Source organism: Marinicauda algicola (assembly GCF_017161425.1).
Lineage (GTDB): Bacteria > Pseudomonadota > Alphaproteobacteria > Caulobacterales > Maricaulaceae > Marinicauda > Marinicauda algicola.
This window is the reverse complement of sequence record NZ_CP071057.1, coordinates 2473876-2499667: the sequence shown is the minus strand read 5'-3', so window position 1 is coordinate 2499667 and position 25792 is coordinate 2473876. Positions and strand designations below refer to the sequence as shown.

Annotated in this window: 27 protein-coding genes; 11 read left to right on the top strand and 16 right to left on the bottom strand. The window is 69.1% G+C overall.

What is annotated here, in order from left to right; all coding sequences use genetic code 11:
* Positions 1–259 precede the first annotated feature (259 nt).
* The 6 genes from JW792_RS12375 to JW792_RS12350 form a co-directional block, all read right to left on the bottom strand.
* Entirely contained in the window at positions 260–1177 is a 918-nt protein-coding gene (locus JW792_RS12375; RefSeq protein WP_135995545.1) for a ParB/RepB/Spo0J family partition protein, read from the bottom strand.
* Positions 1174–1995: a ParA family protein gene (locus JW792_RS12370; protein ID WP_135995913.1), complete on the bottom strand. Its 822-nt coding sequence runs from the start codon at positions 1993–1995 to the stop codon at positions 1174–1176. Before JW792_RS12370 ends, JW792_RS12375 begins: the two co-directional genes overlap by 4 nt.
* Before the next feature lies 1 nt (position 1996).
* Positions 1997–2617: a 16S rRNA (guanine(527)-N(7))-methyltransferase RsmG gene (gene rsmG, locus JW792_RS12365; protein ID WP_135995546.1), complete on the bottom strand. Its 621-nt coding sequence runs from the start codon at positions 2615–2617 to the stop codon at positions 1997–1999.
* 19 nt (positions 2618–2636) lie between these two features.
* Positions 2637–4526, bottom strand: coding sequence for a tRNA uridine-5-carboxymethylaminomethyl(34) synthesis enzyme MnmG (gene mnmG / locus JW792_RS12360; RefSeq protein WP_135995547.1), 1890 nt, complete (start codon positions 4524–4526; stop codon positions 2637–2639).
* A gap of 145 nt (positions 4527–4671) precedes the next feature.
* Positions 4672–6006, bottom strand: a complete 1335-nt coding sequence (gene mnmE, locus JW792_RS12355; RefSeq protein ID WP_135995548.1) for a tRNA uridine-5-carboxymethylaminomethyl(34) synthesis GTPase MnmE — start codon at positions 6004–6006, stop codon at positions 4672–4674.
* A 1-nt stretch (position 6007) separates the two neighbouring features.
* On the bottom strand, positions 6008–6241 hold the full coding sequence (locus JW792_RS12350) for a DUF6489 family protein (RefSeq protein WP_135995549.1): 234 nt from the start codon (positions 6239–6241) through the stop codon (positions 6008–6010).
* A gap of 226 nt (positions 6242–6467) precedes the next feature.
* On the opposite strand from JW792_RS12350, the gene JW792_RS12345 reads away from it, so the two are divergent.
* Positions 6468–7151: a dienelactone hydrolase family protein gene (locus JW792_RS12345; RefSeq protein WP_135995550.1), complete on the top strand. Its 684-nt coding sequence runs from the start codon at positions 6468–6470 to the stop codon at positions 7149–7151.
* A gap of 13 nt (positions 7152–7164) precedes the next feature.
* Positions 7165–8124, top strand: coding sequence for a glycerophosphodiester phosphodiesterase family protein (locus JW792_RS12340; RefSeq protein ID WP_158291577.1), 960 nt, complete (start codon positions 7165–7167; stop codon positions 8122–8124).
* Positions 8125–8140: 16 nt separating this feature from the next.
* On the opposite strand, the gene JW792_RS12335 is transcribed toward JW792_RS12340, so the two are convergent.
* From JW792_RS12335 to hemE, 7 genes are all read right to left on the bottom strand, one after another.
* Positions 8141–8557, bottom strand: coding sequence for a hypothetical protein (locus JW792_RS12335; RefSeq protein ID WP_135995552.1), 417 nt, complete (start codon positions 8555–8557; stop codon positions 8141–8143).
* A 4-nt stretch (positions 8558–8561) separates the two neighbouring features.
* On the bottom strand, positions 8562–10001 hold the full coding sequence (locus tag JW792_RS12330; protein WP_135995553.1) for a tyrosinase family protein: 1440 nt from the start codon (positions 9999–10001) through the stop codon (positions 8562–8564).
* Between the two features lie 105 nt (positions 10002–10106).
* A complete protein-coding gene (locus tag JW792_RS12325; protein ID WP_135995554.1) occupies positions 10107–10733 on the bottom strand; it encodes a glutathione S-transferase family protein in 627 nt (208 codons plus the stop codon).
* Positions 10734–10905: 172 nt separating this feature from the next.
* Positions 10906–12261, bottom strand: a complete 1356-nt coding sequence (gene rho, locus JW792_RS12320; protein ID WP_135995555.1) for a transcription termination factor Rho — start codon at positions 12259–12261, stop codon at positions 10906–10908.
* A gap of 281 nt (positions 12262–12542) precedes the next feature.
* Positions 12543–12992 (bottom strand): protoporphyrinogen oxidase HemJ, encoded by a 450-nt coding sequence (gene hemJ / locus JW792_RS12315; protein ID WP_135995556.1) that lies wholly within the window; start codon positions 12990–12992, stop codon positions 12543–12545.
* Positions 12989–14050 (bottom strand): ferrochelatase, encoded by a 1062-nt coding sequence (gene hemH, locus JW792_RS12310; protein WP_135995557.1) that lies wholly within the window; start codon positions 14048–14050, stop codon positions 12989–12991. The genes hemJ and hemH overlap by 4 nt, the downstream gene beginning before the upstream one ends.
* 30 nt (positions 14051–14080) lie before the next feature.
* The gene (gene hemE, locus JW792_RS12305; protein ID WP_135995558.1) at positions 14081–15112 is read right to left on the bottom strand and encodes a uroporphyrinogen decarboxylase; all 1032 of its coding nucleotides are present in this window, start codon (positions 15110–15112) and stop codon (positions 14081–14083) included.
* Positions 15113–15590: 478 nt separating this feature from the next.
* Between hemE and JW792_RS12300 the strand changes: the two genes are divergently transcribed.
* From JW792_RS12300 to dnaQ, 5 genes are read left to right on the top strand one after another with little or no spacing between them, the layout of a single operon-like run.
* Positions 15591–16427: a pyruvate, water dikinase regulatory protein gene (locus tag JW792_RS12300; RefSeq protein ID WP_135995559.1), complete on the top strand. Its 837-nt coding sequence runs from the start codon at positions 15591–15593 to the stop codon at positions 16425–16427.
* Positions 16424–17005 (top strand): Maf family protein, encoded by a 582-nt coding sequence (locus JW792_RS12295; protein WP_135995560.1) that lies wholly within the window; start codon positions 16424–16426, stop codon positions 17003–17005. Before JW792_RS12300 ends, JW792_RS12295 begins: the two co-directional genes overlap by 4 nt.
* Positions 17002–17862, top strand: a complete 861-nt coding sequence (aroE, locus tag JW792_RS12290; protein WP_206340792.1) for a shikimate dehydrogenase — start codon at positions 17002–17004, stop codon at positions 17860–17862. The genes JW792_RS12295 and aroE overlap by 4 nt, the downstream gene beginning before the upstream one ends.
* On the top strand, positions 17859–18455 hold the full coding sequence (coaE, locus tag JW792_RS12285; RefSeq protein ID WP_135995561.1) for a dephospho-CoA kinase: 597 nt from the start codon (positions 17859–17861) through the stop codon (positions 18453–18455). Before aroE ends, coaE begins: the two co-directional genes overlap by 4 nt.
* Positions 18452–19144 (top strand): DNA polymerase III subunit epsilon, encoded by a 693-nt coding sequence (gene dnaQ / locus JW792_RS12280; RefSeq protein ID WP_135995562.1) that lies wholly within the window; start codon positions 18452–18454, stop codon positions 19142–19144. The genes coaE and dnaQ overlap by 4 nt, the downstream gene beginning before the upstream one ends.
* A gap of 10 nt (positions 19145–19154) precedes the next feature.
* Here the strand turns inward: dnaQ and JW792_RS12275 are convergent, their stop codons facing one another.
* Both JW792_RS12275 and secB read right to left on the bottom strand, forming a co-directional pair.
* Complete coding sequence (locus tag JW792_RS12275) at positions 19155–20153, bottom strand: hypothetical protein (RefSeq protein ID WP_135995563.1); 999 nt, start codon at positions 20151–20153, stop codon at positions 19155–19157.
* Positions 20154–20619: 466 nt separating this feature from the next.
* Positions 20620–21153, bottom strand: a complete 534-nt coding sequence (secB, locus tag JW792_RS12270) for a protein-export chaperone SecB (RefSeq protein ID WP_135995564.1) — start codon at positions 21151–21153, stop codon at positions 20620–20622.
* 183 nt (positions 21154–21336) lie between these two features.
* On the opposite strand from secB, the gene JW792_RS12265 reads away from it, so the two are divergent.
* From JW792_RS12265 to JW792_RS12255, 3 genes are read left to right on the top strand one after another with little or no spacing between them, the layout of a single operon-like run.
* Entirely contained in the window at positions 21337–22023 is a 687-nt protein-coding gene (locus JW792_RS12265; protein ID WP_135995565.1) for a Tim44/TimA family putative adaptor protein, read from the top strand.
* Positions 21971–23221 carry a murein transglycosylase A gene (gene mltA, locus JW792_RS12260; protein WP_135995566.1) on the top strand — a complete coding sequence of 417 codons (1251 nt, stop codon included), beginning with the start codon at positions 21971–21973 and terminating at the stop codon, positions 23219–23221. The genes JW792_RS12265 and mltA overlap by 53 nt, the downstream gene beginning before the upstream one ends.
* On the top strand, positions 23218–23790 hold the full coding sequence (locus JW792_RS12255; RefSeq protein WP_135995567.1) for a Smr/MutS family protein: 573 nt from the start codon (positions 23218–23220) through the stop codon (positions 23788–23790). The genes mltA and JW792_RS12255 overlap by 4 nt, the downstream gene beginning before the upstream one ends.
* Here the strand turns inward: JW792_RS12255 and hslU are convergent.
* Positions 23780–25084, bottom strand: a complete 1305-nt coding sequence (gene hslU, locus JW792_RS12250; protein ID WP_135995568.1) for an ATP-dependent protease ATPase subunit HslU — start codon at positions 25082–25084, stop codon at positions 23780–23782. The two genes, JW792_RS12255 and hslU, sit on opposite strands and share 11 nt — an antisense overlap.
* A gap of 81 nt (positions 25085–25165) precedes the next feature.
* Between hslU and JW792_RS12245 the strand changes: the two genes are divergently transcribed.
* A complete protein-coding gene (locus tag JW792_RS12245) occupies positions 25166–25609 on the top strand; it encodes a VOC family protein (RefSeq protein ID WP_158291578.1) in 444 nt (147 codons plus the stop codon).
* Positions 25610–25792 lie beyond the last annotated feature (183 nt).

Below are 25792 nucleotides of genomic sequence, written 5' to 3'. Positions count from 1 at the left end.
GAGCGATCGACGCCACGAACGACCCTCGATCCGCCTCGCGGACCGGCCGCCCGCCCCGAGGCCCGCCACGGCCCCCCCGGATCCCGCCTTGCGGCGGGAGAGCGAAAGTAAGAGCTCAAAAAAGCATAATGGAAAGAACGGGTTAGGAGACCGTGTCTCCGAAGGGACGCTAATGCGCGCCAAAACGTCCCCAGCCCCGGCCGGCAGAATTTTGCGCGCTCTGAGAGCCGCTACCCTGGCGGGAAATCCGGCCGGCGCGCTACTTGCCGGCCTGGCTCAGCCTCCGGCAGAGATCGTCGAGCTGTTCGAGGCTCGAATAGCGGATGCGGAGCTCGCCGGCTTCCCCGGCATGGCGCAGATCCACCTCGAGCCCGAGCCGGTCGGACAGGTCGGCTTCGAGCGCGCGGGTGTCCGGGTCCTTCTCGCCGCCCTTCGCCTTCGGACCGGAGCCGGGACGCGTCGGCGCGCCGGACTGGCGGGCGAGCGATTCGGCGGCGCGCACCGACAGGCCCTCCCGGACGATGCGCTCGGCGAGCGCGGCCGGATCGGTGGCCGAGGCGATGGCCCGGGCGTGACCCGGCGTGATCTCGCCGGCCTCGAGCCGGTCGAGCACGGGCCGCGGCAGGGCGAGCAGGCGCAGCGTGTTGGCGATGTGGGCGCGCGACTTGCCGACGGCGCGCGCGACCTCGTCCTGGGTATGACCGAAATTCTCGATCAGCTGCTTGAAGGCGCGCGCCTCCTCGACGGCGTTGAGGTCCGCGCGCTGCACGTTCTCCACGATCGCGATCTCGAGCGTCTCGCGGTCGGTGAACTCGCGCACGATGACGGGAACCTGGTGCAGCCGCGCGCGCTGCGCCGCGCGCCAGCGCCGCTCCCCGGCAACGATCTGGTAGCGGTCGCCATCGCCGGGAAGCGGGCGCACGAGAAGCGGCTGGAGCAGGCCCTTTTCCGCGACCGATTCGGCAAGCTCGGCGAGGTCGGCCTCGGTGAAGCGCTTGCGCGGCTGGTCGGGATTGGGCTCGATGAGCTCGATCGGGATCTCGCGCACGCCCGCCGCGTCGGCCGGCTTCTGCGCGGCGGACTCCCCGCGGATCGCATCGGCCTCCTCGCCCTCGTCGAACAGGGCCGAGAGCCCGCGGCCGAGGCCGCGCGTGCGGGTTTCCTTCTCCGCGCTCATGCCGACACCGCCTCGGCCGCGCTGCGCTCCTGGCGCACGACTTCCTTGGCGAGGCTGATATAGGCCTGCGCGCCCGAGCAGCTCATGTCGTAGAGCAGGACCGGCTTGCCGAAGGAGGGCGCCTCGGAGACGCGCACATTGCGCGGAATCATCGTGGCATAGACCTTGTCGCCGAAATGCTCGCGCACATCGGCCGCGACCTGGCCGGAGAGATTGTTGCGCTTGTCGTACATCGTCAGCACAACGCCTTGAATCTTCAGATCCTTGTTGAGATTGCCGCGCACCAGCTCGATGGTTCGCATGAGCTGGGACAGGCCCTCGAGCGCGAAAAACTCGCACTGCAGCGGCACCAGCACCGAATCCGCCGCCGTCATCGCGTTGACGGTCAGGAGATTGAGCGAGGGCGGGCAGTCGATGAGGACGTAATCGCACTGGGCGCTCCGCGCGGCCAGCGCCCGGCGGAAGCGCTCGATGGCGTGGCGCAGCCGGTAGGACCGGCGCGGCGCGTTGGACAGCTCCAGCTCCGCGCCGGAGAGGTCGACGTCGGACGGGATGATGGACAGGCCCGGCACGGCGGTGTCGATCAGCGCATCCTCCATCGCCCGCTCGGCGACCAGCACGTCGTAGGAGGTCGCCTTGCGCGCCGAGCGCCCGACGCCGAGCCCGGTGGAGGCGTTGCCCTGGGGGTCGAGATCGAGCACCACGACCTGCTTGCCGATGGCGGCGAGCGCGGTCGCGAGATTGATCGCCGTCGTCGTCTTGCCGACCCCGCCCTTCTGGTTGGCGATGGCGATGACCTTGGGCGGGGCGTTTTTCAGATCAGACACGGGACACGTCCTCGATACGAAGGATGGCGGCGTCGGGAGAGGTCACACTGGGTATGACCTCATGGTCGAAGGTCCAGCTTTTGCGCGCCTCGGTCAATTCCTCGCGATAGCGCTGACCCTTCGGAAACAGGCAAATCGCGCCGTTATCCACAAAGGGTTTGGCATAGGCGAGGAGCTTCGTCAGCGATGTAAGCGCGCGCGCGGTTACCACATCGTAGCGCGTGTGCGGATCGAGGCTCTCGGCACGTACAGGAAGGACACGCACCGGCGCGCCCGTCGCCTCGGCGACCTCGGTGAGGAAGTCGGCCTTCTTCTGGATCGATTCCACAAGCGTCACCTCGCCCTCGACGCCCCGCTCCATGAGCGAGAAGGCGATGGCGAAGCCGGGAAAGCCTGCCCCGGCGCCGAGATCGAGCCAACGGCGCGCGTCCGGCGCGTGGGTGGCGACCTGCCAGGAATCCAGCGCATGGCGGAACCAGAAATCGGGCAGGGTCGAGCGCCCGACGAGGTTCATCACCGCATTGCGCTCCTCCAGCAGGCGCCGCCAGGTCTCGTAGCGCCGAAGTGTTTCACGTGAAACACCCGTGCGGGCCTGGAAGCCGGCCGCGTCCATCACCGGGTCCGCCATCGGTTCAGGAGACCTTGCGCTTGTCGGCGCGCTTCAGGTGCGCGAGCAGGGCGGTGAGCGCGCCCGGCGTCACGCCCTCGACGCGCCCGGCCTGGCCCAACGTCGCCGGGGCGGCGGCACGCAGCTTCTCGCGCACCTCGTTGGACAGCCCGCCGACTCCCGCATAGTCGAAATCGGCCGGGATGCGCACGCCCTCGTCGCGGCGGAAGGCGAGGATGTCGGCCTCCTGCCGGTCGAGATAGCCGTGATAGACCGAGTCGATCCGGATCTGCTCGGCCACCGGCTTCGACAGCGCGTTCAGCTCCGGCCAGACGCGCACGATATCGGCCCACTCGACGCCCGGATGGGAGAGCAGTTCGAGCACGTTGCGCCGGCGCCCGTCCTGGTTCACCGACAGGCCGTGCTTCTTCGCCTCGTTCGGCGTCAGGGAGAGCTCGAGCGCCTTCACCCGCGCCCGCTCCAGCTCCGCGGCCTTCGCGCGCCAGGATGTTTCACGTGAAACACTCGCAGCGCCGAGCGCGATCGCGCGCTCGGTCAGGCGCTGGTCGGCATTGTCGGCGCGCAGCGTCAGCCGGTACTCGGCGCGCGAGGTGAACATGCGGTAGGGCTCGGTCACACCGCGCGTGACGAGATCGTCGATCAGCACGCCGATATAGGCCTGCGACCGATCGAGGATGAAGGGCGCGGCGCCCGACACGGCGAGCGCGGCGTTGAAGCCGGCCATTAGGCCCTGCGCCGCGGCTTCCTCATAGCCGGTCGTGCCGTTGATCTGCCCGGCGAGATAGAGGCCCGGAAGCTTCCTCACCTGCAGGGAGGCCGACAGCTCGCGCGGATCGACATAGTCGTACTCGATCGCATAGCCGTAGCGCTTCACCTTCGCCTTCTCGAGCCCCGGCAGCGTCCTCAGGAAGGCGTCCTGGACCTGCGCCGGCAGGGAGGTGGAGATCCCGTTGGGATAGACCGTGTCGTCATCCAGCCCCTCCGGCTCCAGGAAGACCTGGTGGCTCGTCCGGTCGGCGAAGCGCACCACCTTGTCCTCGATCGAGGGGCAGTAGCGCGGCCCGCGCCCGGAGATCGCGCCGCCATAGACCGCCGACTGGTCGAGATTGTCGGCGATGATCCTGTGCGTCGCCTCGGTCGTGCGCGTGATGCCGCACGCGATCTGCGGCACGGTGATCGCGTCGTTGAGGAAGGAGAAGGGCACCGGCTCGTCGTCGGCGGCCTGCATTTCGAGACTCGCCCAGTCGATCGAGGCCCTGTCGAGCCGCGCCGGGGTTCCGGTCTTCAGCCGGCCCATCTGCAGGCCCATGGCATAGAGCCGCTCGCCGAGCCCGTTCGCCGGCGCCTCGCCATGACGCCCGGCCGGGATGCGCTCCTTGCCGCGATGGATCACGCCGCGCAGGAAGGTGCCCGTGGTCAGCACGACCGCTCCGGCGCGATAGGCCCGGCCCTCGGCATCGATCGCGCCGGCGCAGCGCCCGTCCTCGACGAGGAGATCCTCCACGCCCGCCTCGCAGATCGCGAGATTCGGCGTGGCAAGCATCTCGGCCTGCATCGCCTCGCGATAGAGCCTGCGGTCGGACTGGGTCCGGGGCCCGCGCACCGCCGGGCCCTTGGAGCGGTTCAGCAGGCGGAACTGGATGCCCGAGGCGTCCGCGATCCGGCCCATCACCCCGTCCAGCGCGTCGACCTCGCGCACGAGATGGCCCTTGCCGAGCCCGCCGATCGCGGGATTGCAGCTCATCTCGCCGATCGTCGCGAACTTGTGGGTGAGCAGGAGCGTGCGCGCCCCGATCCGGGCCGCCGCGCTGGCCGCCTCGCAGCCCGCATGGCCGCCGCCGATGATGATGACGTCCCAGGCCTGGCCCGAGGCGATGTGAGGATCGAGGGTCATGGAGTTCCGTTCGACGGCTCGCGCGGGCTCCGGCCCGCAATTTCCGTGTCGAGGTGCAGATAGGCGATCGGGGGCGAAAAGTCGAGATGGCGGGGTGAGGGCGGCGATGTTTCACGTGAAACATTCCGCCCGCCAGAAGGGACGCTCACTTGCCGATGCAGAACTGGCTGAACACCCGGTCGAGCACGTCCTCGACATCGATGCGGCCGGTGAGGCTCTCCAGCGCCCGCACGGCGAGATGGAGATCGGCACCGGCGAGTTCCGGGTGACGGCCGAGCTGCTCGCGGGCCCGCTCCAGGGCCGCGAGCGCCTCCTCGACGGCGCGGCGATGGCGGGCCCGGGACAGGGCGGGCGCCTCGCGGCGGCCGAGCCGGTCGAGCACGGTCTCGTCGAGAAAGGCCTCGAGCGCGTCGAGGCCTTCCGCCGCCTTCACCGACAGGGCGATGACGCGCACACCCTCGGGCACGTCGATCTGCGGCGGGGCGGCGAGATCGGTCTTGTTGAGGACCAGGGCGTCGCCGGGCCGCAGCCGGGCGAGCAGGGCCGCGCGCTCATGGGATGTTTCACGTGAAACATCGAGCACGCCGAGACGCAGGTCCGCATCCTGCGCCCGCGCCAGCGCCCGGCGCACCCCCTCGGCCTCGACGATGTCGGCCGCCTCGCGCAGGCCCGCCGTGTCGGCGAGGATGACGGGGAAGCCCGCCCGCACCTGGCGCACCTCGACGATGTCGCGCGTCGTGCCGGGAATCTCGGTGACGATCGCCGCCTCGCGCCGCGCGAGCGCATTGAGGAGCGAGGACTTGCCCGCATTCGGCGGCCCGATCAGGGCAATGACGAAGCCCTCGCGCACGCGCTCGCCGCGGCGGTCGTCGGCCAGGTGATCCTCCAGCGCGGCAATGAGGGACTCCAGCGGCGCGGCGGCGGTGTGCGACAGCGCCTCGGGCACGTCGGCCTCGTCGGGAAAGTCGATCTCCCCCTCCACCGCCGCGAGGATGGCGATCAGCTCCTCGCGCCAGCCCTCGTAGAGGCTCTTCAGCGCCCCGTCGAGCTGGGCGAGCGCCTGGGCGCGCTGACCCTCGGTCTCGGCATCGACGAGATCGGCGAGGCCCTCGGCCTCGGTGAGGTCGAGCTTGCCGTGCTCGAAGGCGCGCCGCGTGAATTCCCCCGCCTCGGCCGGACGCGCGCCCGCGACGGACAGGGCGTCGGCCATGGCCGCGATCACCGCCGGACCGCCATGGACGTGGAACTCGGCGCAGTCCTCGCCGGTGAAGCTCGCTGGCCCCGGAAACCAGAGCACGAGGCCGCGATCGATCACCCCGCCATCCGCCCCCCGAAGGGCGCGCAGGGCGGCCCGCCGGGGTTCGGGCAATCCGCCGGCGAGGGAGCCCAGGATCGCGGCGGCGCGCGGTCCGGACACGCGCAGCACGGCGACCCCCGCGCGGCCGGGCGCGCTCGCCAGGGCGAAGATCGTGTCGGTCATCTCAGCTCTTCGAGCCCGACGCCTTCTGCATCATGTCCATGAACTGGCGCTGCCACTCGCCGCCGAAGCTCATCATCGAGCGCATGAAGGTCTCCGGCTCCATCTGCTTGATGTTCTCGCGCATGCGCGCGCTCATCTCCTCGACCATCTGCTGGTTGAACGCGGACACGTCGGGCAGACCCATGAAGGCCCGGGCTTCCTCGGGGCTGCAGTCGATCTCGATATTGACCTTCATGATCGCCTCGTCTTGGCTGGCGGTGAGTTTTCGAAGGCGCCGCGCGGCACGAATGGGCCGCCGGTCCGTTAGCACCCTAAAGCAGGAACACTTCGGATCGAAGCGATCCTGCTTCAGGTTTGTTATGGTCACGGGGAAGCTGACCGGTGAACCGGTTTCGCCTCCCCCTGATCACGCTTTATATCAAACCGCGCAAGCGCGCGAGCCAGAGCGAAGGAGACCGATCATGGCGACGGGAGAACAGGTCACCATCAAGACCCCGGACGGCGAGTTCATGGCCTATCAGAACGGGGAGGGGCCGGCCATCGTCGTGATCCAGGAGATCTTCGGCGTCAACCAGGTGATGCGCGATCTCACCGATCATTATGCGGCCCAGGGCTTCACCGCGATCTGCCCGGACCTGTTCTGGCGCATCAAGCCGGGCATCCAGCTGACCGACAAGACCGAGGAAGAATGGCAGCAAGCCTTTGATTACATGAATCAATTCGACATCGACAAGGGCGTCGACGACATCGGCGAGACGCTTCGCTACGCACGCCGCCAGGGCGGGGGCAAGGCCGGCGCGGTCGGCTACTGCCTCGGCGGGCTGCTCGCCTATCTCACCGCCTGCCGCACCGGCAGCGATGCGACGGTCGGCTATTACGGGGTCAATATCGACAAGTATCTGGGCGAGGCGAAGACCATCGCCAAGCCGCTCATGCTGCACATCGCGGCCGAGGACCGCTTCGTCGACAAGGACGCCCAGAAGACGGTGATGGACGCGCTGAAGGACCACGACCAGGTCACGCTCCACCGCTACGAGGGCGTCGACCATGCCTTCGCCCGCCCGGGCGGGGAGCATTTCGACGCCAAGGCGGCGGAGAACGCCAATGCGCGCACCCGCGCCTTCTTCCAGTCCCATCTCGGCTGAGCGGCGAGCTCCGATGAAGGACGCGCTGCGCTTTCTCTCCTTCCTGCCGCTCGGGCTCGTCAGCGCCCTCACGCTCGCCAATTGCGGGCCGCGCGCCTCGACCTACGAGGACGCGCGCGAGGAGACCGCCCGCGAGGCGATCGCCGGGGACTGGCTCGATGGGCTCGCGCTCGGGATCTATCTCGACTGCACGCGCGAGGCCGGCGCGACGCTGGTCCAGGCCCATCGCGGCGGGCCGCGCCCCGGCCATGCGGAGAATGCGATCTCCACCTTCGAGCGGTCGATCCTCGACGGCGCGGTCTTCGTCGAAATGGACGTGGCGCGAACCGCCGACGGCCATCTCGTCCTGATGCACGACGACACGGTCGACCGCACCACGACGGGCAGCGGACCGGTCTCGCAGGTGACGCTCGAGGAGTTCGGTTCCCTGCGCCTGGTCGACGAGACCGGCACGGTGCTCGACGAAGCCCCGCCGACCTTCGCCGAGGCGCTCGCCGCGATCGAGGGCGCCGCCATCGCCCAGGTCGACCTGAAGGACGTGACGGTGGCCGAGGCGATCGCGGGACTGAAGGCGGCGGACGCGACCGGACGGGCCGTGCTGATCACCTATTCGCTGGAGGACGCGATCGCGGCGCATGGCGAGGCGCCCGAACTCATGATCTCCGCCGGGCTCGACGATCTCTCCGATCTCGCGACCCTGGAACAGGCCGGTGTCGATCTCTCCCGGATCGTCGCCTGGCTGGGCCTCGGTCACGGCGAGCCGGAGTTCGACGCGGCGCTCGCCGCGCGCGGCATCGAGACCAGCTTCGGCGACTTCCGCGCCGAACGGCAGGGCACGGCGAACTATCTGGAAATGGCCGACAATGGCGCGGAAGTGATCAGCGTCGACGACGTCGCCGCCGCCACCCGCGCCCTGCGCGCCGCCCAGACGGCGAGGGGCGTCTACGCCACCTGCCCGCAGGCGCGAGGCTGAGGTTTCACGTGAAACCTCAGTTCGGCTGCACGTTCACCTGAAGGCGCACCGCCGGGGAGGGGGTCTGCAGCTCGACCTCGATCCGGCCGGATCGCCGGGACGCCGCATCCGGCAGGGCGATCCGGTAGCGCCCGCCGCGGTCGACCGGGAAGAGCCCGACCGGGGGCAGGTCGACCGCCGCGTCCTGCGGGCCCGGCCGCCATCGCACGGCCAGGCTGACCGGGGCCCGATCCGGATTGTCCACGGCCGCCACCACGAGGTCGATGCCGGCCGCGGGCCCGATCGAGAACCGGGCCTGCGCGCGCCCCGCACCGAGCGGCACCGCCTCGCCGGATGGCTCGGCCGGCGGAGGTCCCGCCGGCCCTGCCCCCTGCCCCGGCGCGCCGCAGGCGGCCAGGAGCATCACGGCGAGGGCGGGGCCGAGGAGCTTCACCGTCTCACTCCCTCTCGTCGAAGCGGGTGCGGACCGCGGGCAGCAGGCCGGCCCGCACGGCCTGGATCGGCATCGCGGGCGCCGCGACCGGCTCGCGGCCGGGCATCGGCACGGCAACGAGCTGGATGGCGACCGCGTTCCCGAGCCGTCCCGCCTGGGACAGCCTGCGCAGCCCCGGCGTGAGATCGACCCGGAAGGCCCGGCCCGCATCGTGGCCGGCATGGGCGTCGGGATCCTCGAAGAAGCCGAACGAGCCCGCATAGTGAGGGCTGTCGGTGGAGGTCTGCGCATTCGCCTCGGGCAGGTTGAGGAAGACCCGCACGAAGAAGGATTCGTCGGCCGGCGGGCGCACGCCCTCCAGCTCGGCGACGAGATGCGGCGCGCGGCCGTCGAGCGCCTGACGTGCGAGCTCGGCGGGGATGACGAGTTCGCTGCGGACCGGCTCGCCGATCATGGCCACAAGGCCCCGGTCGAGGACGACACTGTCGTCCAGCCGGGTCGGCACCTCGGCGCCCGCCTCCAGGAACTCGCGAAGGCGGCGGGCGTCGGCCACGTCGCGGCGCGCCATCTCCAGCATCGTGTCCCCGCCGATCTGGCAGGGCTCGTAGCGATAGGAGAGCAGCGGCATGAGCACGGTGCTGATCACCTGGATGTCGACCGGATTGCCGTTCCCGTCCACGAAATTGTTGGAGAAGGTGAAATTGCTCCATCCCGGGTCGTTGGTGTTGGGATTGCCGAGATCCGCGTTCCAGTGCCACCACATGCAGTCGATCATGCAGTGGTGCAGCCAGAAGATCGGGTCGAGCGGCGACCAGTAGGTTCCCATGTCCCCGCCCGTCCAGCCATGCACGTTGTTGTGCGGCGTGGCTTCGAGAGAGCCGGAGAAGGAGAAGCCGCGCTGGGTCGTCGACGGGCCGCTGGCGAATTGGGTGAAGTTGGTCAGCGCGAGGATGTTGTTCAGCACCGTGTCGCCGACCCAGCTGTCGGGCAGCGTGCTCGAGGAATTGACCGATCGCGGGTGGTTGAGCACGCCGCTCCAGAACGGGGCCGGGATGGACCGGTTCTGGTTCCAGTTCCAGTAGGGCAGGGCGAAGCCGTCGTCGCCGCTGAGTTCGCGGCAGATCTGCTCGAAATAGAAGAGGTAGGCCCGGTGCCAGGGCAGGAAGAACCAGTTCCCGTGCGGGCAGTGGTCGAGATGGATGCGCGCCTGTTCGGTCCAGTTGCGCGCGTCCCCGGCCTGGCGCGCCTGCATCGCGCTGACTGCCGCGCGGTACACGCTCCAGACCGGATCTGTGGATGACAGGCTCTGCGTGCCGCGGCGCGTCGGCCGGTTCTGGATCTTCTGCAGCAGGCTTTCGCAGCCGCCCAGCAAGCTCGTGCCCGCCATGGCCGACAGCGCGGCGCCGGAGAGAATGAGCGAACGCCGATTGAAATCGAATGCCATTTCACAACCTCCTTGCAAGGGGAATGCCCGGCAGGAGGTTATCACGGGTTGTAGCGTTGTTCCACCAAAAGTCGCAAACCTTGAAAACGCTCGCCCTGGTAGGGGTCAGTCCGCGCTCGCCTTGCGCCAGGCCTCGCGGGCCGCGACCCGGTCGAAATAGGCCCTCACCGGTTCCGGCGCACCATTGAACTGCTTCACCAGCTTCAGGAGATAGAGCATATAGACCACCGAGATGTCGGCGGCGGTGAAGCGGTCCGCGGCGAGATAGTCGTGCCCTTTCAGGCCGCGCTCGGCGATCATGTTGAGATGCTTGTCGACCTCGTGGCGCGCCCACTTGGCAAGGCCCGGATTGCGCTGCTCCTCGGGCAGGAGCGTGGTGTGGGCGAGGATGAGGTTGACGCTCATCGACATGGTCGCCTCGCCGAAATGCAGCCATTCCAGCCACGCGCCATAGCCGGGCTCGTCGGGCTTCACGGCGAGATCGGTCGGACCGTACTTCGTCACGAGGTATTGCACGATCGCCAGGGACTCCAGCAGCACCCGGTCGCCGTCCCTGAAGGCGGGGATCTTCTGCATCGGGTTGATCTGGCGGTATTCCGCCCCGCCGACATCGCCGCGGGTGAACTTCACGGTCTCCAGGCGATAGGGCAGGCCCATCTCCTCCAGCGTCCAGCGCACCCGGATCGAGCGGGTCATGGGAGCGTGGTAGAGGGTGAAATCGGGCGTCGGCATCGGGGGGGGTCCTTCCGGTGAGTGTCCGGCGAGACTATCGCGTTTGCCGGCGAGGGGAAGGGGGGCTTTCTTCATGCCGGGCCGAGGTCGCGCCCCGCGTGCCGGGCCCGCGATACGAAGAAGGCCGGCCCCTGCGGGGGCCGGCCTCCTCCTTAAGACCTGTGAAGGTGCCTTACGTATTCATGCTCTCGAAGAAGTCCGAATTGGTCTTGGTCTCCTTCAGCTTGCCGAGCAGGAACTCGATCGCGTCCTGGGCGCCCATCGGGTTGAGGATGCGGCGAAGCACATAGGTCTTCTGCAGCTCCTTCTTGTCGACGAGCAGCTCCTCCTTGCGGGTGCCGGACTTCAGGATGTCGATAGCCGGGAAGACGCGCTTGTCGGCGACCTTGCGGTCGAGCACGATCTCGGAGTTGCCCGTGCCCTTGAACTCCTCGAAGATCACCTCGTCCATGCGCGAGCCGGTGTCGATCAGCGCGGTCGCGATGATGGTCAGCGAGCCGCCCTCCTCGATGTTCCGCGCCGCGCCGAAGAAGCGCTTGGGCCGCTGCAGGGCGTTGGCGTCGACGCCGCCGGTCAGCACCTTGCCCGAGCTCGGCACCACCGTGTTGTAGGCGCGCCCCAGGCGGGTGATGGAGTCCAGCAGGATCACCACGTCGCGCTTGTGTTCCACGAGGCGCTTGGCCTTCTCGATCACCATCTCGGCGACCTGGACGTGGCGCGTGGCCGGCTCGTCGAAGGTCGAGGCGATGACCTCGCCCTTCACCGTGCGCTGCATGTCGGTGACTTCCTCCGGGCGCTCGTCGATCAGCAGCACGATGAGGAAGCATTCGGGATGATTGGTCTCGATCGCGTGGGCGACGTTCTGCAACAGGACGGTCTTGCCCGTGCGCGGCGGCGCGACGATCAGCCCGCGCTGGCCCTTGCCGAGCGGGGCGACGATGTCGATCACCCGGCCCGAGCGGTCCTTCTTGGTCGGATCGGGCAGCTCCATGTGGAAGCGCTCGTCCGGATAGAGCGGGGTCAGGTTGTCGAAATGGACCTTGTGGCGCGCCTGGTCGGGCTCCTCGAAATTGATCGAGGCGACCTTCAGGAGCGCGAAATAGCGCTCGCCGTCGCGCGGGGAGCGGATCTCGCCCTCCACCGTGTCGCCGGTGCGAAGGCCGAACTTCCTGATCTGGGTCGGCGAGACGTAGATGTCGTCCGGCCCGGCGAGATAGTTGGCCTCCGGCGAGCGCAGGAAGCCGAAGCCGTCCTGCAGCACTTCCAGCGTGCCGCCGCCGTAGATCTCCGCCCCGTCCTCGGCGAGCGCCTTGAGGATGGCGAACATCATGCCCTGCTTGCGAAGCGAGGAGGCGTTCTCGATCTCCAGCTGCTCGGCGAGCTCCAGGAGCTCGGCGGGGGATTTCTCCTTCAGCTCCTGAAGGCTCATGCGCTCGACATTGACGCGTGGAACGCGCGGACCCTCGTCCTCGTCGTCCTCGCGTTCGTCCTCGTCGGTGTCGTAATCGTCGTCGTTGATGTCGGTCATGATCGGGTTCGCTGGAAGAAATGCCGGCAGGATCGGGGCGGCTCCGATGCACAAGCGGCCGCCCGCGGGAGGCGGACCGAACCTGGCCCGGACCTTGTGTCTCGCGCGCCATCCGTGTTCTGATTTTCGGACGGCTATTTCGGTGTCTTTGAGGGGTCCGGGCGGTGGGCGTGGCGCCCAGGCTCCGGCTCGGAAAGGGGAGTCTTCGACTTGAAGACGTCCTGCAAATGCCTGACACAGGGCGCGGCGAACGTCAAGCGAGCGCTGCCGCTCGTCCCGCCTCAGGCGAAGGGCTTCACGACGGCGAGCAGCACGATGGCGATGACCATCAGCGCGGGCACCTCGTTCATGATGCGCCAGAACTTCTCGCTGCGCACCCGCTCGCCCCTGGCGAACTTCTTCTGCGCCCCGGCATAGAAGCCGTGAATGCCCGACAGGGCGAGCACCAGCACGAGCTTGCCATGCAGCCAGCCCTGGCCGAGCAGGCTCGTGTTGACCGCGATCATCGTCAGGGCGATGACCCAGACCGCGATCATCGCCGGGTTGATGATGATCTTCAGGAGATTGCGCTCCTGGATCAGAAGGGCGCGCTCCAGCTCGCCGCCCGGCTCGGCCTGGTGGTGATACACGAACAGGCGCGGCAGGTAGAGCATGCCGGCCATCCAGAAGATCACCGCGATGATGTGCAGGCCCTTCAGCCAGGCATAGTGATCGAGCAGAAAATCCGTCATCGTCCCTCCCCGGTCTCCTGCCGGACGAGCCCCGCCTCGCGGCACGCACAGCGCCGGAACTCGGCCGGGCAGATCGCCTCGCCGTTCGGCGGCTTCAGCCCCACCGGACCCTCCAGCGCCTGCAATGTCAATCGCTTCAGCGCCTCGATGAAGCCGGGCTCGGTGCCCAGGGCCGGCACGCGCGTATAGCCCGGCGCGCCGTGGGCCTCGGCCACCGCGCGATATTCCTCGTCGAGCTCGACCAGGGTCTCGATGTGCTCGGACACGAAGGCGATGGGCGAGAGGATGATGTGCTTGCCCGCCTCGGCGGCCTCGCGCACGGCCTCCTCGGTCGCCGGCTTGATCCACTCCAGCGGGCCGACCTTGGACTGGAAGCAGGTCAGGTGATCGTCGAGTTCGGGCAGCGCGGCGGTGACGGCCCTGACCGTCTCGTTCACCTGCCACTGATAGGGATCGCCGCGCGCGATCGTGATCTCCGGCAGCCCGTGCGCGGAATGCAGCACGCGCACGTTCGACGGCCGGCCCGCGTCTTGCCAGGCCTGCCGGATCAACCCGGCATGGGCGGCGACGAAATCGGGCTGCGTCGGATAGCAGCACACCGTGCGCGCCTCGTCCCCGCCGGCATCGCGCCAGGCCTTCAGCGAGGACGCGCTGGTCGTGGTGGAGAACTGCGGGTAGAGCGGCAGGAGCACGACCTCGTCGGCTCCCCAGGCCTTCACCGCCGCCACCGCCTCATGGGTGAAGGGATGCCAGTAGCGCATGGCGAGGAAGGCTTCGAACGTGTCCTGCGGCGAGGCCGCCTCCAGGGCCGCTACCAGCGCGTCGGCCTGCCTGAGGGTTTCCGGGACGATCGGGGAGCCGCCGCCCATCTTGGCGTATTCCTTGGCGACCTTCGGGGCGCGCGTGCGGCTGATAAGCTCGGCGAGCATCGGCCGCACCGGCCAGGGCGCGTAGATGATCGCGGGATCGTTGAACAGATTCCTCAGGAAGGGCCGCACGCTCGACGGCCCGTCGGGACCCCCGAGATTGAACAGCACGACCGCGATGCGTCGGCTCATGGAACTACCCGTCGTGGCTGGAGACCGCCTCTACAAGCCGCGCACGCGGTTGACGAGACGGGTCACGTGGTCTGGCGGCACGTCCGGATTGATCCCGTGCCCGAGATTGAAGACATAGGGCCGATCCTTCCAGGCGGCGAGCAGGCGATCCACCTCGCCGTCGAGCGCCGCGCCCCCGGCCTTCAGCACGGCCGGGTCGAGCTGGCCCTGAACCGGGAGGCCGGCCGGCAGCGCTCCGGCCGCCCAGCCGGTGTCCAGCCCGTGATCGATCGCCAGCGCGTCGATCCCCGTCTCCCGCGCATAGCGCACCGCCAGCGGACCGGCGCCCTTGGGAAACCCGATGATCGGCGCCTCGATCCCCGCGGCGCGCACCTGGTCGACGATGGCCCTCGTGGGCGCGATCACGACCCGCTCGAACAGCGGCGCGGGCAGGCCCTCGGCCCAGCTCTCGAACAGCTTGAGCACCTCCGCTCCGGCCCGCGCCTGCGCGATCAGGTAGCGCGCCGTGGCATCGGCCAGCACCGCCATCAGCGCATCGAAGCCGGCGGGATCGCTCCAAGCCGCCGTGCGCGCGGCCCAGCGATCCTTCGATCCGCCGCCCTCGATCATGTAGGTCGCGACCGTCCAGGGCGCGCCGGCGAAGCCGATGAGTGTGCAGTCGCCGGGAAGCTCGCGGCGCAGGATGCGCAAGGTCTCGCACACCGGTTCCAGGCGCTCCTCCACCCGGTCGAGCTGAAGCCGGCCGGCATCTTTCGGCGCGACCGGCTCGAGCTTCGGCCCCTCGCCCTTCTCGAACCAGACCTTCTGGCCGAGCGCGTGCGGGATCAGCAGGATGTCGGCGAACACGATGGAGGCATCGAAACCGTAGCGCCGGATCGGCTGGAGCGTCACCTCGGCGGCCGCCTGCGGGTTCAGGCAGAAGGCGATGAAATCGGGTTGCCTCGCGCGGACCTCGCGGTATTCCGGCAGGTAGCGGCCCGCCTGCCGCATCAGCCAGATCGGCGGCGGGGTACGGGTCTTGCCCGCCAGCACGTCGAGAAGGGGCTTGCCGCTCGGACTCAAGGCTCTCTCCTTTGGTGAGGGGTTTTTCCCCGAACCGGTCCTACCCGGTCTTACCCTCTTTCTGTCTTACTTTAAGGAAGAAGGGAGTCGTAGGGGCCGGGGATAATGTGGACAGGGACGGGCGCGCGCCGGTCATACCCGTTTTCCACGGCACTGGAAAACGTCGACTCACACCGGGGCGCGTGCCGGACGGCGCGCCTGATTAGGATTCTGTTAACCATGATTTACAAAGGCTTAATGCGAGAGTCCCGAAGCGGGACGCGAGCAGCGCACCGGGAGGCCGGCCGGCGATATTCACACCGGCCGGGTTTTGAACAGGCGCGATCCTGACCGCCGGGGATCGACCCGGCGCAACGATCCGAAAACTCTCCCTTGACCGATCCGGTTCCCCGGCCTGCGCGGAAAACGCGCCGGCTTATTCACAGACGCTCCACGCCGGGCTAGGTCTTGGACCCCACAGGAAGCGACGGACCCGCCGATGCCTCACCGTTCCTCGGACATGCGCGTCTTCTATCATGTGCACATGATCTCGGACTCGACCGGGGAAACGCTGATGGCCGTGATGCGGGCTTCGGCGGCCCAGTTCGACCGCGCCGAACCGATCGAGCACCTGTTCGCCCTGGTGCGCTCGCCGCGCCAGCTGGACAAGGCGCTCGAACACGTCGCCGATTTCCCCGGCATCGTCATGTACACCATGGTCAATTCCGACCTCCGGCGGGAGATCGAGGACCGCTGCGCCGAGCTGCACGTCCCGGCCATCGCGGTGCTCGACCCGATCCAGGCGACGCTGTCGGGCTATCTGGGCGCTCCGGTCACGGGAAAGGCCGGCGCCCAGCGCGCGCTCGACGCGGAGTATTACCGGCGCATCGAGGCGATGAACTATTCCATGGCCCATGATGACGGCCAGGGCGACAATCTCGCCGGCGCAGAAGTCATCCTGCTCGGCATCTCGCGCACCTCGAAGACGCCGACCAGCGTCTATCTCGGCCATCGCGGCATCCGCACGGCGAATATCCCGATCGTGCCGGGCGCACCGCTGCCGGAGGAACTCTTCTTCCTGAAGAAGCCGCTCATCGTCGGGCTGACCGCCTCGCCCGAGCGCATCGTGCAGATCCGGCGCAACCGGCTGCTCAATCTGAAGGAGGACCGCGAGACCGGCTATGTCGACGAGGACCGGGTGCGCGAGGAGCTGATCCACGCCAAGCGCCTGTTCGCGAAGTATGGCTGGCCGACGATCGACGTCACGCGGCGCTCAATCGAGGAGACCGCGGCCAAGGTCATCAACCTCCTGTCCGAACACAGGAATACGGTATGACCCTGATCCTGGCTTCCGGCTCGGCCTCGCGCCGCGCGATTCTCCAGAGCGCCGGCATCGATTTCGAGGTCGACCCGGCCGATCTCGACGAGGATGCGCTGAAGGCCGGCTTCGCGGGCGATCTCGGCGACCTCGCCCTGAGGCTCGCGGAGGAAAAGGCGCTCGCCGTCTCGCGCCGGCGCCCGGGCCTGGTGCTGGGGGCCGATCAGGTGCTCGATCATGACGGGCGCCTGTTCGACAAGGCGAAGTCGGTCGAGGAGGCCGAAGCCAAGCTGCGCGCCCTGCGCGGGCGAACCCACTGGCTGAAGGGCGCCATCGCCGCGGCGCGCGACGGCGACATCATCTGGCGCCACAGGAGCGCGTGCCGCATGGTCATGCGCGATTTCTCCGACGCCTTCCTGTCCGACTATCTCGCCCGCGCCGGCGACATCCTCACCAAGGGGGTGGGCGCCTACGCCTACGAGGGGCTCGGCGCGCAGCTCTTCGAGCGCGTGGAGGGCGATTACCACGCGGTTCTGGGCCTCGATCTCCTGCCCGTGCTGGCGCTGCTGCGCGAGCAGGGCGAGGCACCGGTATGATGCGCGTGGCCGCCGCGACCCGCGGCCTCTTGCCGCTCGCCGGTGTTGCGGGCCATCCGGTCGCGCATTCGCTCTCGCCGGCGATGATGACCGCCTGGCTGGAAGCGAGCGGGCGACCGGGACGCTATGTGGCGTTTGACATCGCGCCGGAGAATTTCGCCGCCGCCGTGAAGGCGCTGCCCGCGCTCGGCATTGCCGGACTCAACATCACCCTGCCGCACAAGGAGGCCGCCTTCGCGCTTGCCGCGGAGCATACCGAGGCGGCGCGCGCGATCGGGGCGGTCAATCTTCTCCTCGCCTCGGGCGGGACGCTTCTCGGCGACAATACCGACGTGGACGGCATCCGCGCGGCGCTCGACGAGGGCGCCATGACGCGCCCGCAGGGCCCGGCGGTGCTGCTGGGCGCCGGCGGCGCGGCGCGGGCCGCGCTGTACGTGCTGAAGACGCGGGGCTGGCGCGATGTCCGCATCGTCAACCGCTCGCTCGCCCGCGCCCGCGCCCTTGTCGAGGACCTCGGTGTCGAGGCCGCCCTCCACCCCTGGGAGAAGGCGGCTGAAGCCCTCGACGGGGCTGTGCTGGTGATCAACGCCACGAGCCTCGGCATGGCGGGCAAACCGCCCCTTCTCCTCGACCTCTCTGCGGCCGCAACGGATGCGCTCGTCTTCGACATGGTCTATGTGCCGCTGGAAACCGCGCTCCTCAGGCAGGCCCGCGAGACGGGCCGGCGCAGTGTGGACGGGCTGTCCATGCTGATCGGCCAGGCCCGGCCGAGCTTCCAGGCGCTCTTCGGCGCGCCGCCGCCGCAGGATCTGCCGGTGCGCGAGATCCTCACGGCCATGCTGGAGGCGCGCACATGATCGTCATCGGCCTGACCGGCTCGATCGGCATGGGCAAGACCACGACGGCCGGGCTTCTCGCCGAGGAGGGCGCGGCGGTGTTCGACGCCGACGCGGTCGTCGCCGACCTCTACGCCTCCGGCGGCGCGGCGGTCGACCCGGTCGGGGAGGCCTTTCCCGGCGTGGTGAAGGACGGGGCGATCGACCGCCAGGCGTTGACGCAGGCGCTGCGCAACGATCCCGAAGGCTTCGAGCGCCTGGAACGGATCGTCCACCCGATGGTCGCCGCGACGCGGGAAAAATTCTTCGCCGACGCCGAGGCGGCCGGCACGCAGTTCGCCGTGCTCGACGTGCCCCTGCTGTTCGAGGTCGGCCTCGACGACCAGGTGGACGTCGTGATGGTGGTCACCGCGCCTTCGGACGTGCAGCGCGCGCGGGTGCTGGCGCGCCCGGGGATGACGGCGGACAAGCTGGATGCCATCCTTGCGCGCCAGTTGCCCGACAGCGAGAAGAGGGCGCGCGCCGACTACGTGATCGACACCTCGAAGGGCATCGAGGAGGCGCGCCGCCAGGTGCGTGCCGCGCTGCAGGACATGAGGAGTTCGCGCTCGTGAGAGAGATCATCTTCGACACCGAGACCACGGGCTTCTACGCCAATGAGGGCGACCGCATCACCGAGATCGGCTGCGTCGAGGTGATCAACATGCTGCCGACCGGCAGGGAGCTGCAGCGCCTGATCAATCCCGAGCGCGACATTCCGAAGGAAGTCACCGCGGTGACCGGACACACCTTCGAGATGCTGCGCGACAAGCCGAAATTCGCCGAGGTGGCCCGCGAATTCCTCGATTTCGTCGGCGATGCGGTCCTGGTCGCGCACAATGCGAAATTCGACATGAGCTTCATCAACATGGAGCTCGAGCGCGCCGGCCTGCCCCCGATCCCCGCCTCGCGCTTCAAGGATACCGCGGCGATGGCGCGCGAGCGCTTCCCCGGCTCGCCCGCCAGCCTCGACGCGCTCTGCAAGCGCTTCGACATCTCCCTGGAAAGCCGCACCAAACACGGCGCGCTGATCGACGCCTACCTGCTGGCCGAGGTCTATCTCGAACTCAATGGCGGGCGCGAACAGGGCCTCGCCTTCGACGAGAGCGCCGGCGGTGCCGGCAAGGTCGCCTTTCCCGCCCGCCCGCCGCGCCCGGCCCCGCTGCCCTCCCAGGTCAGCGAGCGCGAACGCGAGGCCCACGCCGCCTTCCTGGAAACCATCGGCGGCGACAGGACGCTGTGGAAGAGGCTGGGGCTGGTCTGAGGGGCCGGGCCTATCTCGGCTCGCCGTTCACCCACACCACCGCATTGGCCGGATCGGCGAGACTGATCTGCGGCATTGCGCCATAGACGCGATAGCCATCGGAGCCCTCGCCGACCGAGCCGTCGGCGCGATTGTCCCGCACCTGGTCGTTGCCATGGGCACTGACCGCGATGCCCATGAGATGGCCGTCGATCTGTTCGAGCCGGCCGCCGCCGCTGAGGGTGTAGTCGCTGCCGCCGGAGACGGTCTGGCTGTCGATCACGATCTGGATGAAGGTCTCTCCGTCGACCTCGATCACGGCTCCGCCGGGATCGTCCAGAACGATGGACGGCAGGTCGCCGCGCACGATGAAACCGTCCGAACCTCCGCCGACCGCGCCGCGGGCAATGTCATCGTCGACCTCGTCATTGCCTTGCTCGGACACGCGGCGCCCGGCGAGCCGGCCATCCACCTGTTCGAGCCGACCGCCGCCGAAGATCGTGTAGCCGGTTCCTCCGCCCGAGCCGGAGATCACGATCGTGTGGTCGCCGGGCTGTGGCGGGACACCTGTCTGGCCATCGCCGCTGCCGCCCCCGCGCACCGTGAAGGTCGTCGTTCCCGCGACCCCCGCATAGTTGTCGAAGGCGAAAGGTGTCGGCTTGTCGTAATAGACTTCTGCGCGATAGGTCTCTCCCGCGCTGAGTTCGCCGGAGGGAATCTGGTGATCGAGCAGAAGCATGCCCGTCGACCAGGTCCGCCCGGTCAGCAGGCCCTCCCCGCGCGTGTAGGAATGTTCGTAGACGGTATTGCCGCTGTCTGCTTCGACGATCTCGAGGCGGACATCCTTCACGTTGGGATCGCAGTCCGACCGGTTGTCTGCGGTCGCCTGGATCGTCGGCGTGGCCGATACCGTAGCGCCGCTCGAAGGGCTCACGATTTCGGCCGGGCACGCCGGGGCCGCGAGCGCGCCGGGTGCGATGGCCAGCGCCGAGGCCGAAAGGGCGAGTGCGGACAGGGTCGATCGGATCATCGCGGAGTCTCCCGTTTGCGCGGGCTCCCGCTGCGGCCCATGGGCGGGCCGGCGGAGCCTGTGGGCACTCAACGCCCTGCGCCCGGGCCGCGGTTCCGGGAACGGACATCAGCGCCGATGCGAGCTCCTCAAGGCTGGCAGCCTCCCTCGGCGCCCCCGGCACACCTCGGGGAACCAGCTGCTGAGCCGGGTGTGGGCCGGCCGAAAGCTGCGATCGCCCGGGGGTAATCCGCCCCCCTTGCCGGCCGGTCTAGAATGGACGCTTCGGACCGTCCGCGCCCGGCTCTGCCGGGGGCGGCGATTGCGAGGACGGGACTCTCACGCGATGGCCGCGAACTCGCGCGACTCTCACCGCCCCGCGCGGTGCCCGGCGTTGAAATTCAACGCCCTGGCGCGGCCGGAGCGGCCGGTAGTCGTAGTAGGAGTCGCGTTTTCCGCTATCCCCGCCGGGGATAAGGCGGACCGGTTACGCGGTGCCGCTCGGCGGGGTGCCGCCGGTGGCCGGGCCGGATTCGCCGCCGCCTTGTCCCCCGGCCTGCTGGCGCTGGGCGAGCTGCTGGCGGTACAGCGCCGCGAAATCGACCGGCTCGAGCATCAGCGGCGGGAAGCCGCCATCGCGCGTGGCATCGGACAGGATGCGGCGGGCGAAGGGGAAGAGGATGCGCGGGCACTCGATCAGCAGGAACGGGTCGCGCGCGCGCTCGTCCAGATTCCTGATCTGGAAGAGGCCGCCATAGACCAGCTCGGCGATGAACACCGTGTCCTCGCCGCGGGTCGCCTTCGCGGACAGGGCGAGCTCGACCTCGAACGCGTCGGCTTCCATCGCCCGCGCGCGCACGTCGATGCCCATGTCGATATTGGGCTGGCCGCCGGCGCCGCGCAGGGAGTTCGGCGCGGCCGGGTTCTCGAAGGACAGGTCCTTCACGTACTGGCCCATCACGCGGATCTGCGGCAGCTGCGGGGCCCCGGTCTGTTCGGGATTGGCGGGCGCGTCGGTCATGAGACTCTCTTCGGCAGGGCGCGGGGCGTGCGAAGGCGGCTCCCGCGCGTGCGGACTGGAAAAGCAGGGGCGGCGGGTAGCACGCGCGGGCGGGATCGGCAAGGCTGGCGCGGTCGGCCCGGCGCAGAGGAGAGGCTGACGCGGCGGCAAACTGCGCCTATATGTGAACGATCACACGCGCGCATGGATTACCGCACCACGATGGACCTGTTACAGCTTCTCTTCTTCGCAGGGCTCGCCGTCTTCCTCGGCGTGCGGCTCTACATGACGCTCGGCAAGCAGACCGGGCGCACGCCGGAAGAGCATGCCCGCGAGATGCGCGAACAGGCCGCCCGGCGCGAGGCGGGCCGCCCCGCCGAGCGCGCGCAGTCCGCACCGGCCGAAGCCGGGCCCGAGGCGATCGCGCGCCATTACGCCGGCCCGGCCGGATCGGGCCTCGCCGAGATCGCGGAAGCCGACCGCAACTTCGACCCGCAGACCTTCCTGACCGGTGCGAAGCAGGCTTGGCGCATGGTCGTGGAGGCCTATGCCAAGGGCGACCGCGACACGCTGAAGGGTCTGTTGTCCCCGCGCGTGCTCGAAGCGTATTCGAAAGCCATCGCCGAGCGCGAGGACAAGGGCCACACCCAGATCACCGAGATCGAGCGCCTGCGCGAAGCGGAGATCGTGGAAGCCTCTCTTAACGATAATCGGGCCAGAATCCGGGTCCGGTTCGTCGCCGAGCTCGCCACCGAGACCCGCGACGCGGCGGGCGAGCGCGTCTCCGGCGACCTCGCCCTGCTGAAGACCGTCAGCGAGGTCTGGAGTTTCGAGCGCGATGTCACGTCTTCCGATCCGAACTGGACCCTCGCCGGCGTCAAGCCTGTCTAGGGTTTTCGCGCTCGGCCTCGGGCTCGTCCTGGCCGCCTGCGCCTCGACGCCGCCCGCGCCGCAGCCGGGCGCGGAAAGCCCCGTCCCGGTCGAGCCGGTCGCGCCCGCCCGCTCTGCGGCGACGAGCTTCGACGCCCTGCCCGGCTGGAACCGCACCGACCCGAGCGCGGCGCTGTCGGCCTTCGTGGAAAGCTGCCGGCGCATCGACGCCCGCCCCGATCACGAGCCGATGAGCGCGCAGGCCGCCTATGCCGGCACGGTCGGCGACTGGCGCGGCGTGTGCGCGGAAGCCGCCGTGCTGCAGGCCGGCCGGGCCGGGCCGGATGCGGCGCGCGGTTTCTTCGAGCGCGCCTTCACGCCCTTTTCCCTCTCGGGTACCGGCCGGCTGACGGCCTATTACGAGCCGGTCGTCGAGGTGCGCGCCCGGCCCGATTCCGAATTCTCCATGGCGCTGCGCGCGCGCCCCGACGATCTCCTGACCGGCGATCTGGGCCAGTTCATCGCGGGTCTGGAAGGCCGGCGCATCGTCGGACGCGCCAGCGAGGACCGCTTCGAACCCTACCGTCCGCGCGCCGACATCGAGGCCCTCGATCTCGGCGTCCCGATCGCCTGGGGCCGGCCGATCGAGGTCTTCTTCCTTCAGATCCAGGGGTCGGGCCGGCTGGTCTGGCCGGACGGCAGCGTCGCGCGGGCCGCCTTCGCGGCCCATAACGGCCTGCCCTATGTCTCGATCGGCCGCGTTCTGATCGATCGCGGCGAGCTGTCCCCTCACGACGCCTCCAAGGAGGATATCGAGGCCTGGCTGCGCGCGCGCGAACCGCAGGCCTGGACGGCGCTGTTCAACGAGAACCCGCGCTATGTCTTCTTCCAGCTGCAGCCGCTCACCGATCCGGACCGCGGCCCGGCGGGCAGCCAGGGTGCGCCGCTGACGCCGATGGCGAGCCTCGCCGTCGACCCGGCCCATCACGCCTGGGGCGTCCCCATCTTCCTGCAGGCCGCCATTCACGGCGATCCGGACTGGTCCGGCCTCGTCATCGCGCAGGATGCGGGCGGCGCGATCCAGGGGCCGTTGAGGGGCGATCTCTTCATCGGCTGGGGCGAGGAGGCGGGCTATCGCGCGGGGCGCCAGAACGCGGATGCGCGCTGGTTCGTGCTGCTGCCGAACCGGCTCGCCGCGCGCATCGCCAGGACCTCATGAGCCGCAAGCGCGGCCTTCGCCCCGAGGAGCGCGAGATCTGGGGAAAGGTCGCGCGCACGGTGAAGCCGCTCGGCGGGAAGCAGGCCCCGGCACCGGCCGAGCCGCCGGCGCCGAACCGCCAGGCCCTCCAGGTCGAAACCTCGCGCGAGGCGTTTTCCCGCTTCCTGGAGGCGCGCGCGCCCGCGCCGCAAGGCGCGGCGAGACCGGCCGAGCGCGGCGCGGAGAAGAAGGTGCGGCGCGGCCGGGTCGAGATCGAGGCGCGCCTCGACCTGCACGGGCATACCGAGGCGAGCGGGCGCCGGGCCCTGCTGAGCTTTCTCGCCCGCCAGCGCGAGCGCGGCGCGAGGACGGTGCTCGTCATCACCGGCAAGGGGGCGAGCGCGCGGGCTCTGGAGGACCGCCGCTTCGAGCCCTGGGACCCGGAGGGGCGCCGCCTGCCCGGCGTCCTCAAGCGCGCCTTTCCCCGCTGGATGGGAGAGGGCGATTTCGCGGCCATCGTCTCCGGTTACGCCCCCGCCCACGCCCGCCATGGCGGCTCGGGCGCGTATTACGTGATGCTCAGAGGATGAATTTCGACAGGTCGGAATTCTTCGCCAGGGCGCCGACGCGCTCGGCGACGTAGTCGGCGTCGATGGTGATGGATTCGCCCGACCGGTCGGACGCGGTGTAGCTGATCTCCTCGACGAGTTTTTCCATGATGGTCTGAAGCCGACGCGCGCCGATATTCTCCACGTTGGCGTTCACCTCCGCGGCGTAGTCGGCGATGGAATCGATGGCGGAGTCCTCGAAGACGAGCTCGACCTCCTCGGTCTTCATCAGCGCCACGTACTGGGTGACCAGGCTCGCTTCCGGCTCGGTCAGGATGGCGCGGAAATCGTCGCGGGTCAGGGCCTTGAGCTCGACGCGGATCGGCAGGCGGCCCTGCAGCTCGGGCAGCAGATCGCTCGGCTTGGTGACGTGGAAGGCGCCCGAGGCGATGAACAGGACGTGGTCGGTCTTCACCGGCCCGTACTTGGTGGCCACCGTTGCCCCCTCGATCAGCGGCAGCAGGTCGCGCTGCACGCCCTCGCGCGAGACGTCGGCGCCGCGGCCCTCCGCGCGCGCGGCGATCTTGTCGATCTCGTCGAGGAAGACGATGCCCTCCTCTTCGGCCAGGCGGATCGCCTCCTGCTGGATCTGGGTCTCGTCGATCAGCTTGTCGGCCTCCTCGGCGATGAGCGGCTCGTAGGCCTCCTTCACCGTGGTGCGCAGCGTCTTCTGGCGCTTGCCGAAGCTCTTGCCGAGCAGGTCGGAGAGATTGATCATCGAGACCGAGCCGGGCATGCCGGGAATGTCGATCCCGCCCATGCCGGCGCTGTCGTCGGTGACCTGGATCTCGATCTCCCTGTCGTCGAGCTCGCCGGCATTGAGCTTCCTGCGGAAGCTCTCGCGCGTCGATTCTCCGGCATGCTCGCCGACGAGCGCCTCGATGACGCGCCGCTCCGCGGCCGAATGGGCCTTGGCGCGGACCTCCTCGCGCTTCTTCTCGCGCACCAGGCCGATGGCGACCTCGACGAGATCGCGCGCGATCTGGTCGACGTCGCGCCCGACATAGCCGACCTCGGTGAACTTGGTGGCTTCCACCTTCAGGAAGGGCGCCCCGGCAAGCCTGGCCAGGCGCCGAGAGATCTCGGTCTTGCCCACGCCGGTCGGCCCGATCATCAGGATGTTCTTCGGCGTCACCTCCTCGCGCAGGCCCTCCGGCAGGCGCTTGCGGCGCCAGCGGTTTCGCAGTGCGATCGCGACGGCCTTCTTGGCCTCGTGCTGGCCGATGATGTGGCGGTCGAGCTCGTGGACGATTTCGCGCGGGGAGAAGTCGGTCATGAACGGTCCTGGCGGGTTTATCGAACGGGGCGCTTTCATGTAGGCTGCCGCACGCCGACACGAAAGCCCGGAGCTGAACCCATGGCCCGCCCCCGTTTCCACCTCGCCTTCCCCGTCGACGACCTGGAGAGCGCGCGCGCCTTTTATGCCGGCGTGCTCGGCTGCGCCACGGGGCGCGAGACGCAGCACTGGATCGACTTCGACTTCCACGGCCACCAGATCGTCGCCCATCTCGCGCCGGAGGAATGCCAGCGCGCCGAGACCAATCCGGTTGACGGCAAGGACATACCGGTGCGCCATTTCGGCCTCATCCTCGACTGGGACATGTGGGAGGATCTCGCGGTCAACCTCACCGACGCCGGCGCGGACTTCATCGTCGATCCTTACGTGCGCTTCGAGAACCAGCCCGGCGAACAGGCGACGATGTTCGTGCGCGACCCCGCGGGCAATGCCCTGGAATTCAAGGCCTTCCGCGACGAGGCCATGATCTTCGCCAAGGAATTTCCCAAGGCCGAGACCGCCTGAGGCCGAGAGGCTTATCCCCCTGGTTTCGAGATTACGGACTCCTACTACTACGACTATGACGCTCCCTATTCGCTCAGCACGAACGATCGTGCAGGTGAGCGGGAGGGGTGGATGACGGGTCATGGGGATTGGCTGAAGCGCTCAGGCGGGGCCGGAAGGGGGCGATTATGGACGCGCCCGAAG

Coding starts and splice junctions, on each gene's coding strand:
- JW792_RS12345 (WP_135995550.1), top strand. CDS start 6,468: ATGGCGACGGGAGAACAGGTCACCATCAAGACCCCGGACGGCGAGTTC.
- rho (WP_135995555.1), bottom strand. CDS start 12,261: ATGACCGACATCAACGACGACGATTACGACACCGACGAGGACGAACGC.
- rsmG (WP_135995546.1), bottom strand. CDS start 2,617: ATGGACGCGGCCGGCTTCCAGGCCCGCACGGGTGTTTCACGTGAAACA.
- coaE (WP_135995561.1), top strand. CDS start 17,859: ATGATCGTCATCGGCCTGACCGGCTCGATCGGCATGGGCAAGACCACG.
- JW792_RS12325 (WP_135995554.1), bottom strand. CDS start 10,733: ATGCCGACGCCCGATTTCACCCTCTACCACGCTCCCATGACCCGCTCG.
- JW792_RS12340 (WP_158291577.1), top strand. CDS start 7,165: ATGAAGGACGCGCTGCGCTTTCTCTCCTTCCTGCCGCTCGGGCTCGTC.
- JW792_RS12265 (WP_135995565.1), top strand. CDS start 21,337: ATGGATTACCGCACCACGATGGACCTGTTACAGCTTCTCTTCTTCGCA.
- JW792_RS12275 (WP_135995563.1), bottom strand. CDS start 20,153: ATGATCCGATCGACCCTGTCCGCACTCGCCCTTTCGGCCTCGGCGCTG.
- JW792_RS12255 (WP_135995567.1), top strand. CDS start 23,218: ATGAGCCGCAAGCGCGGCCTTCGCCCCGAGGAGCGCGAGATCTGGGGA.
- JW792_RS12245 (WP_158291578.1), top strand. CDS start 25,166: ATGGCCCGCCCCCGTTTCCACCTCGCCTTCCCCGTCGACGACCTGGAG.
- hslU (WP_135995568.1), bottom strand. CDS start 25,084: ATGACCGACTTCTCCCCGCGCGAAATCGTCCACGAGCTCGACCGCCAC.
- JW792_RS12300 (WP_135995559.1), top strand. CDS start 15,591: ATGCCTCACCGTTCCTCGGACATGCGCGTCTTCTATCATGTGCACATG.
- mnmE (WP_135995548.1), bottom strand. CDS start 6,006: ATGACCGACACGATCTTCGCCCTGGCGAGCGCGCCCGGCCGCGCGGGG.
- secB (WP_135995564.1), bottom strand. CDS start 21,153: ATGACCGACGCGCCCGCCAATCCCGAACAGACCGGGGCCCCGCAGCTG.
- hemJ (WP_135995556.1), bottom strand. CDS start 12,992: ATGACGGATTTTCTGCTCGATCACTATGCCTGGCTGAAGGGCCTGCAC.
- JW792_RS12330 (WP_135995553.1), bottom strand. CDS start 10,001: ATGGCATTCGATTTCAATCGGCGTTCGCTCATTCTCTCCGGCGCCGCG.
- JW792_RS12295 (WP_135995560.1), top strand. CDS start 16,424: ATGACCCTGATCCTGGCTTCCGGCTCGGCCTCGCGCCGCGCGATTCTC.
- mnmG (WP_135995547.1), bottom strand. CDS start 4,526: ATGACCCTCGATCCTCACATCGCCTCGGGCCAGGCCTGGGACGTCATC.
- mltA (WP_135995566.1), top strand. CDS start 21,971: ATGTCACGTCTTCCGATCCGAACTGGACCCTCGCCGGCGTCAAGCCTG.
- aroE (WP_206340792.1), top strand. CDS start 17,002: ATGATGCGCGTGGCCGCCGCGACCCGCGGCCTCTTGCCGCTCGCCGGT.
- JW792_RS12375 (WP_135995545.1), bottom strand. CDS start 1,177: ATGAGCGCGGAGAAGGAAACCCGCACGCGCGGCCTCGGCCGCGGGCTC.
- JW792_RS12350 (WP_135995549.1), bottom strand. CDS start 6,241: ATGAAGGTCAATATCGAGATCGACTGCAGCCCCGAGGAAGCCCGGGCC.
- hemH (WP_135995557.1), bottom strand. CDS start 14,050: ATGAGCCGACGCATCGCGGTCGTGCTGTTCAATCTCGGGGGTCCCGAC.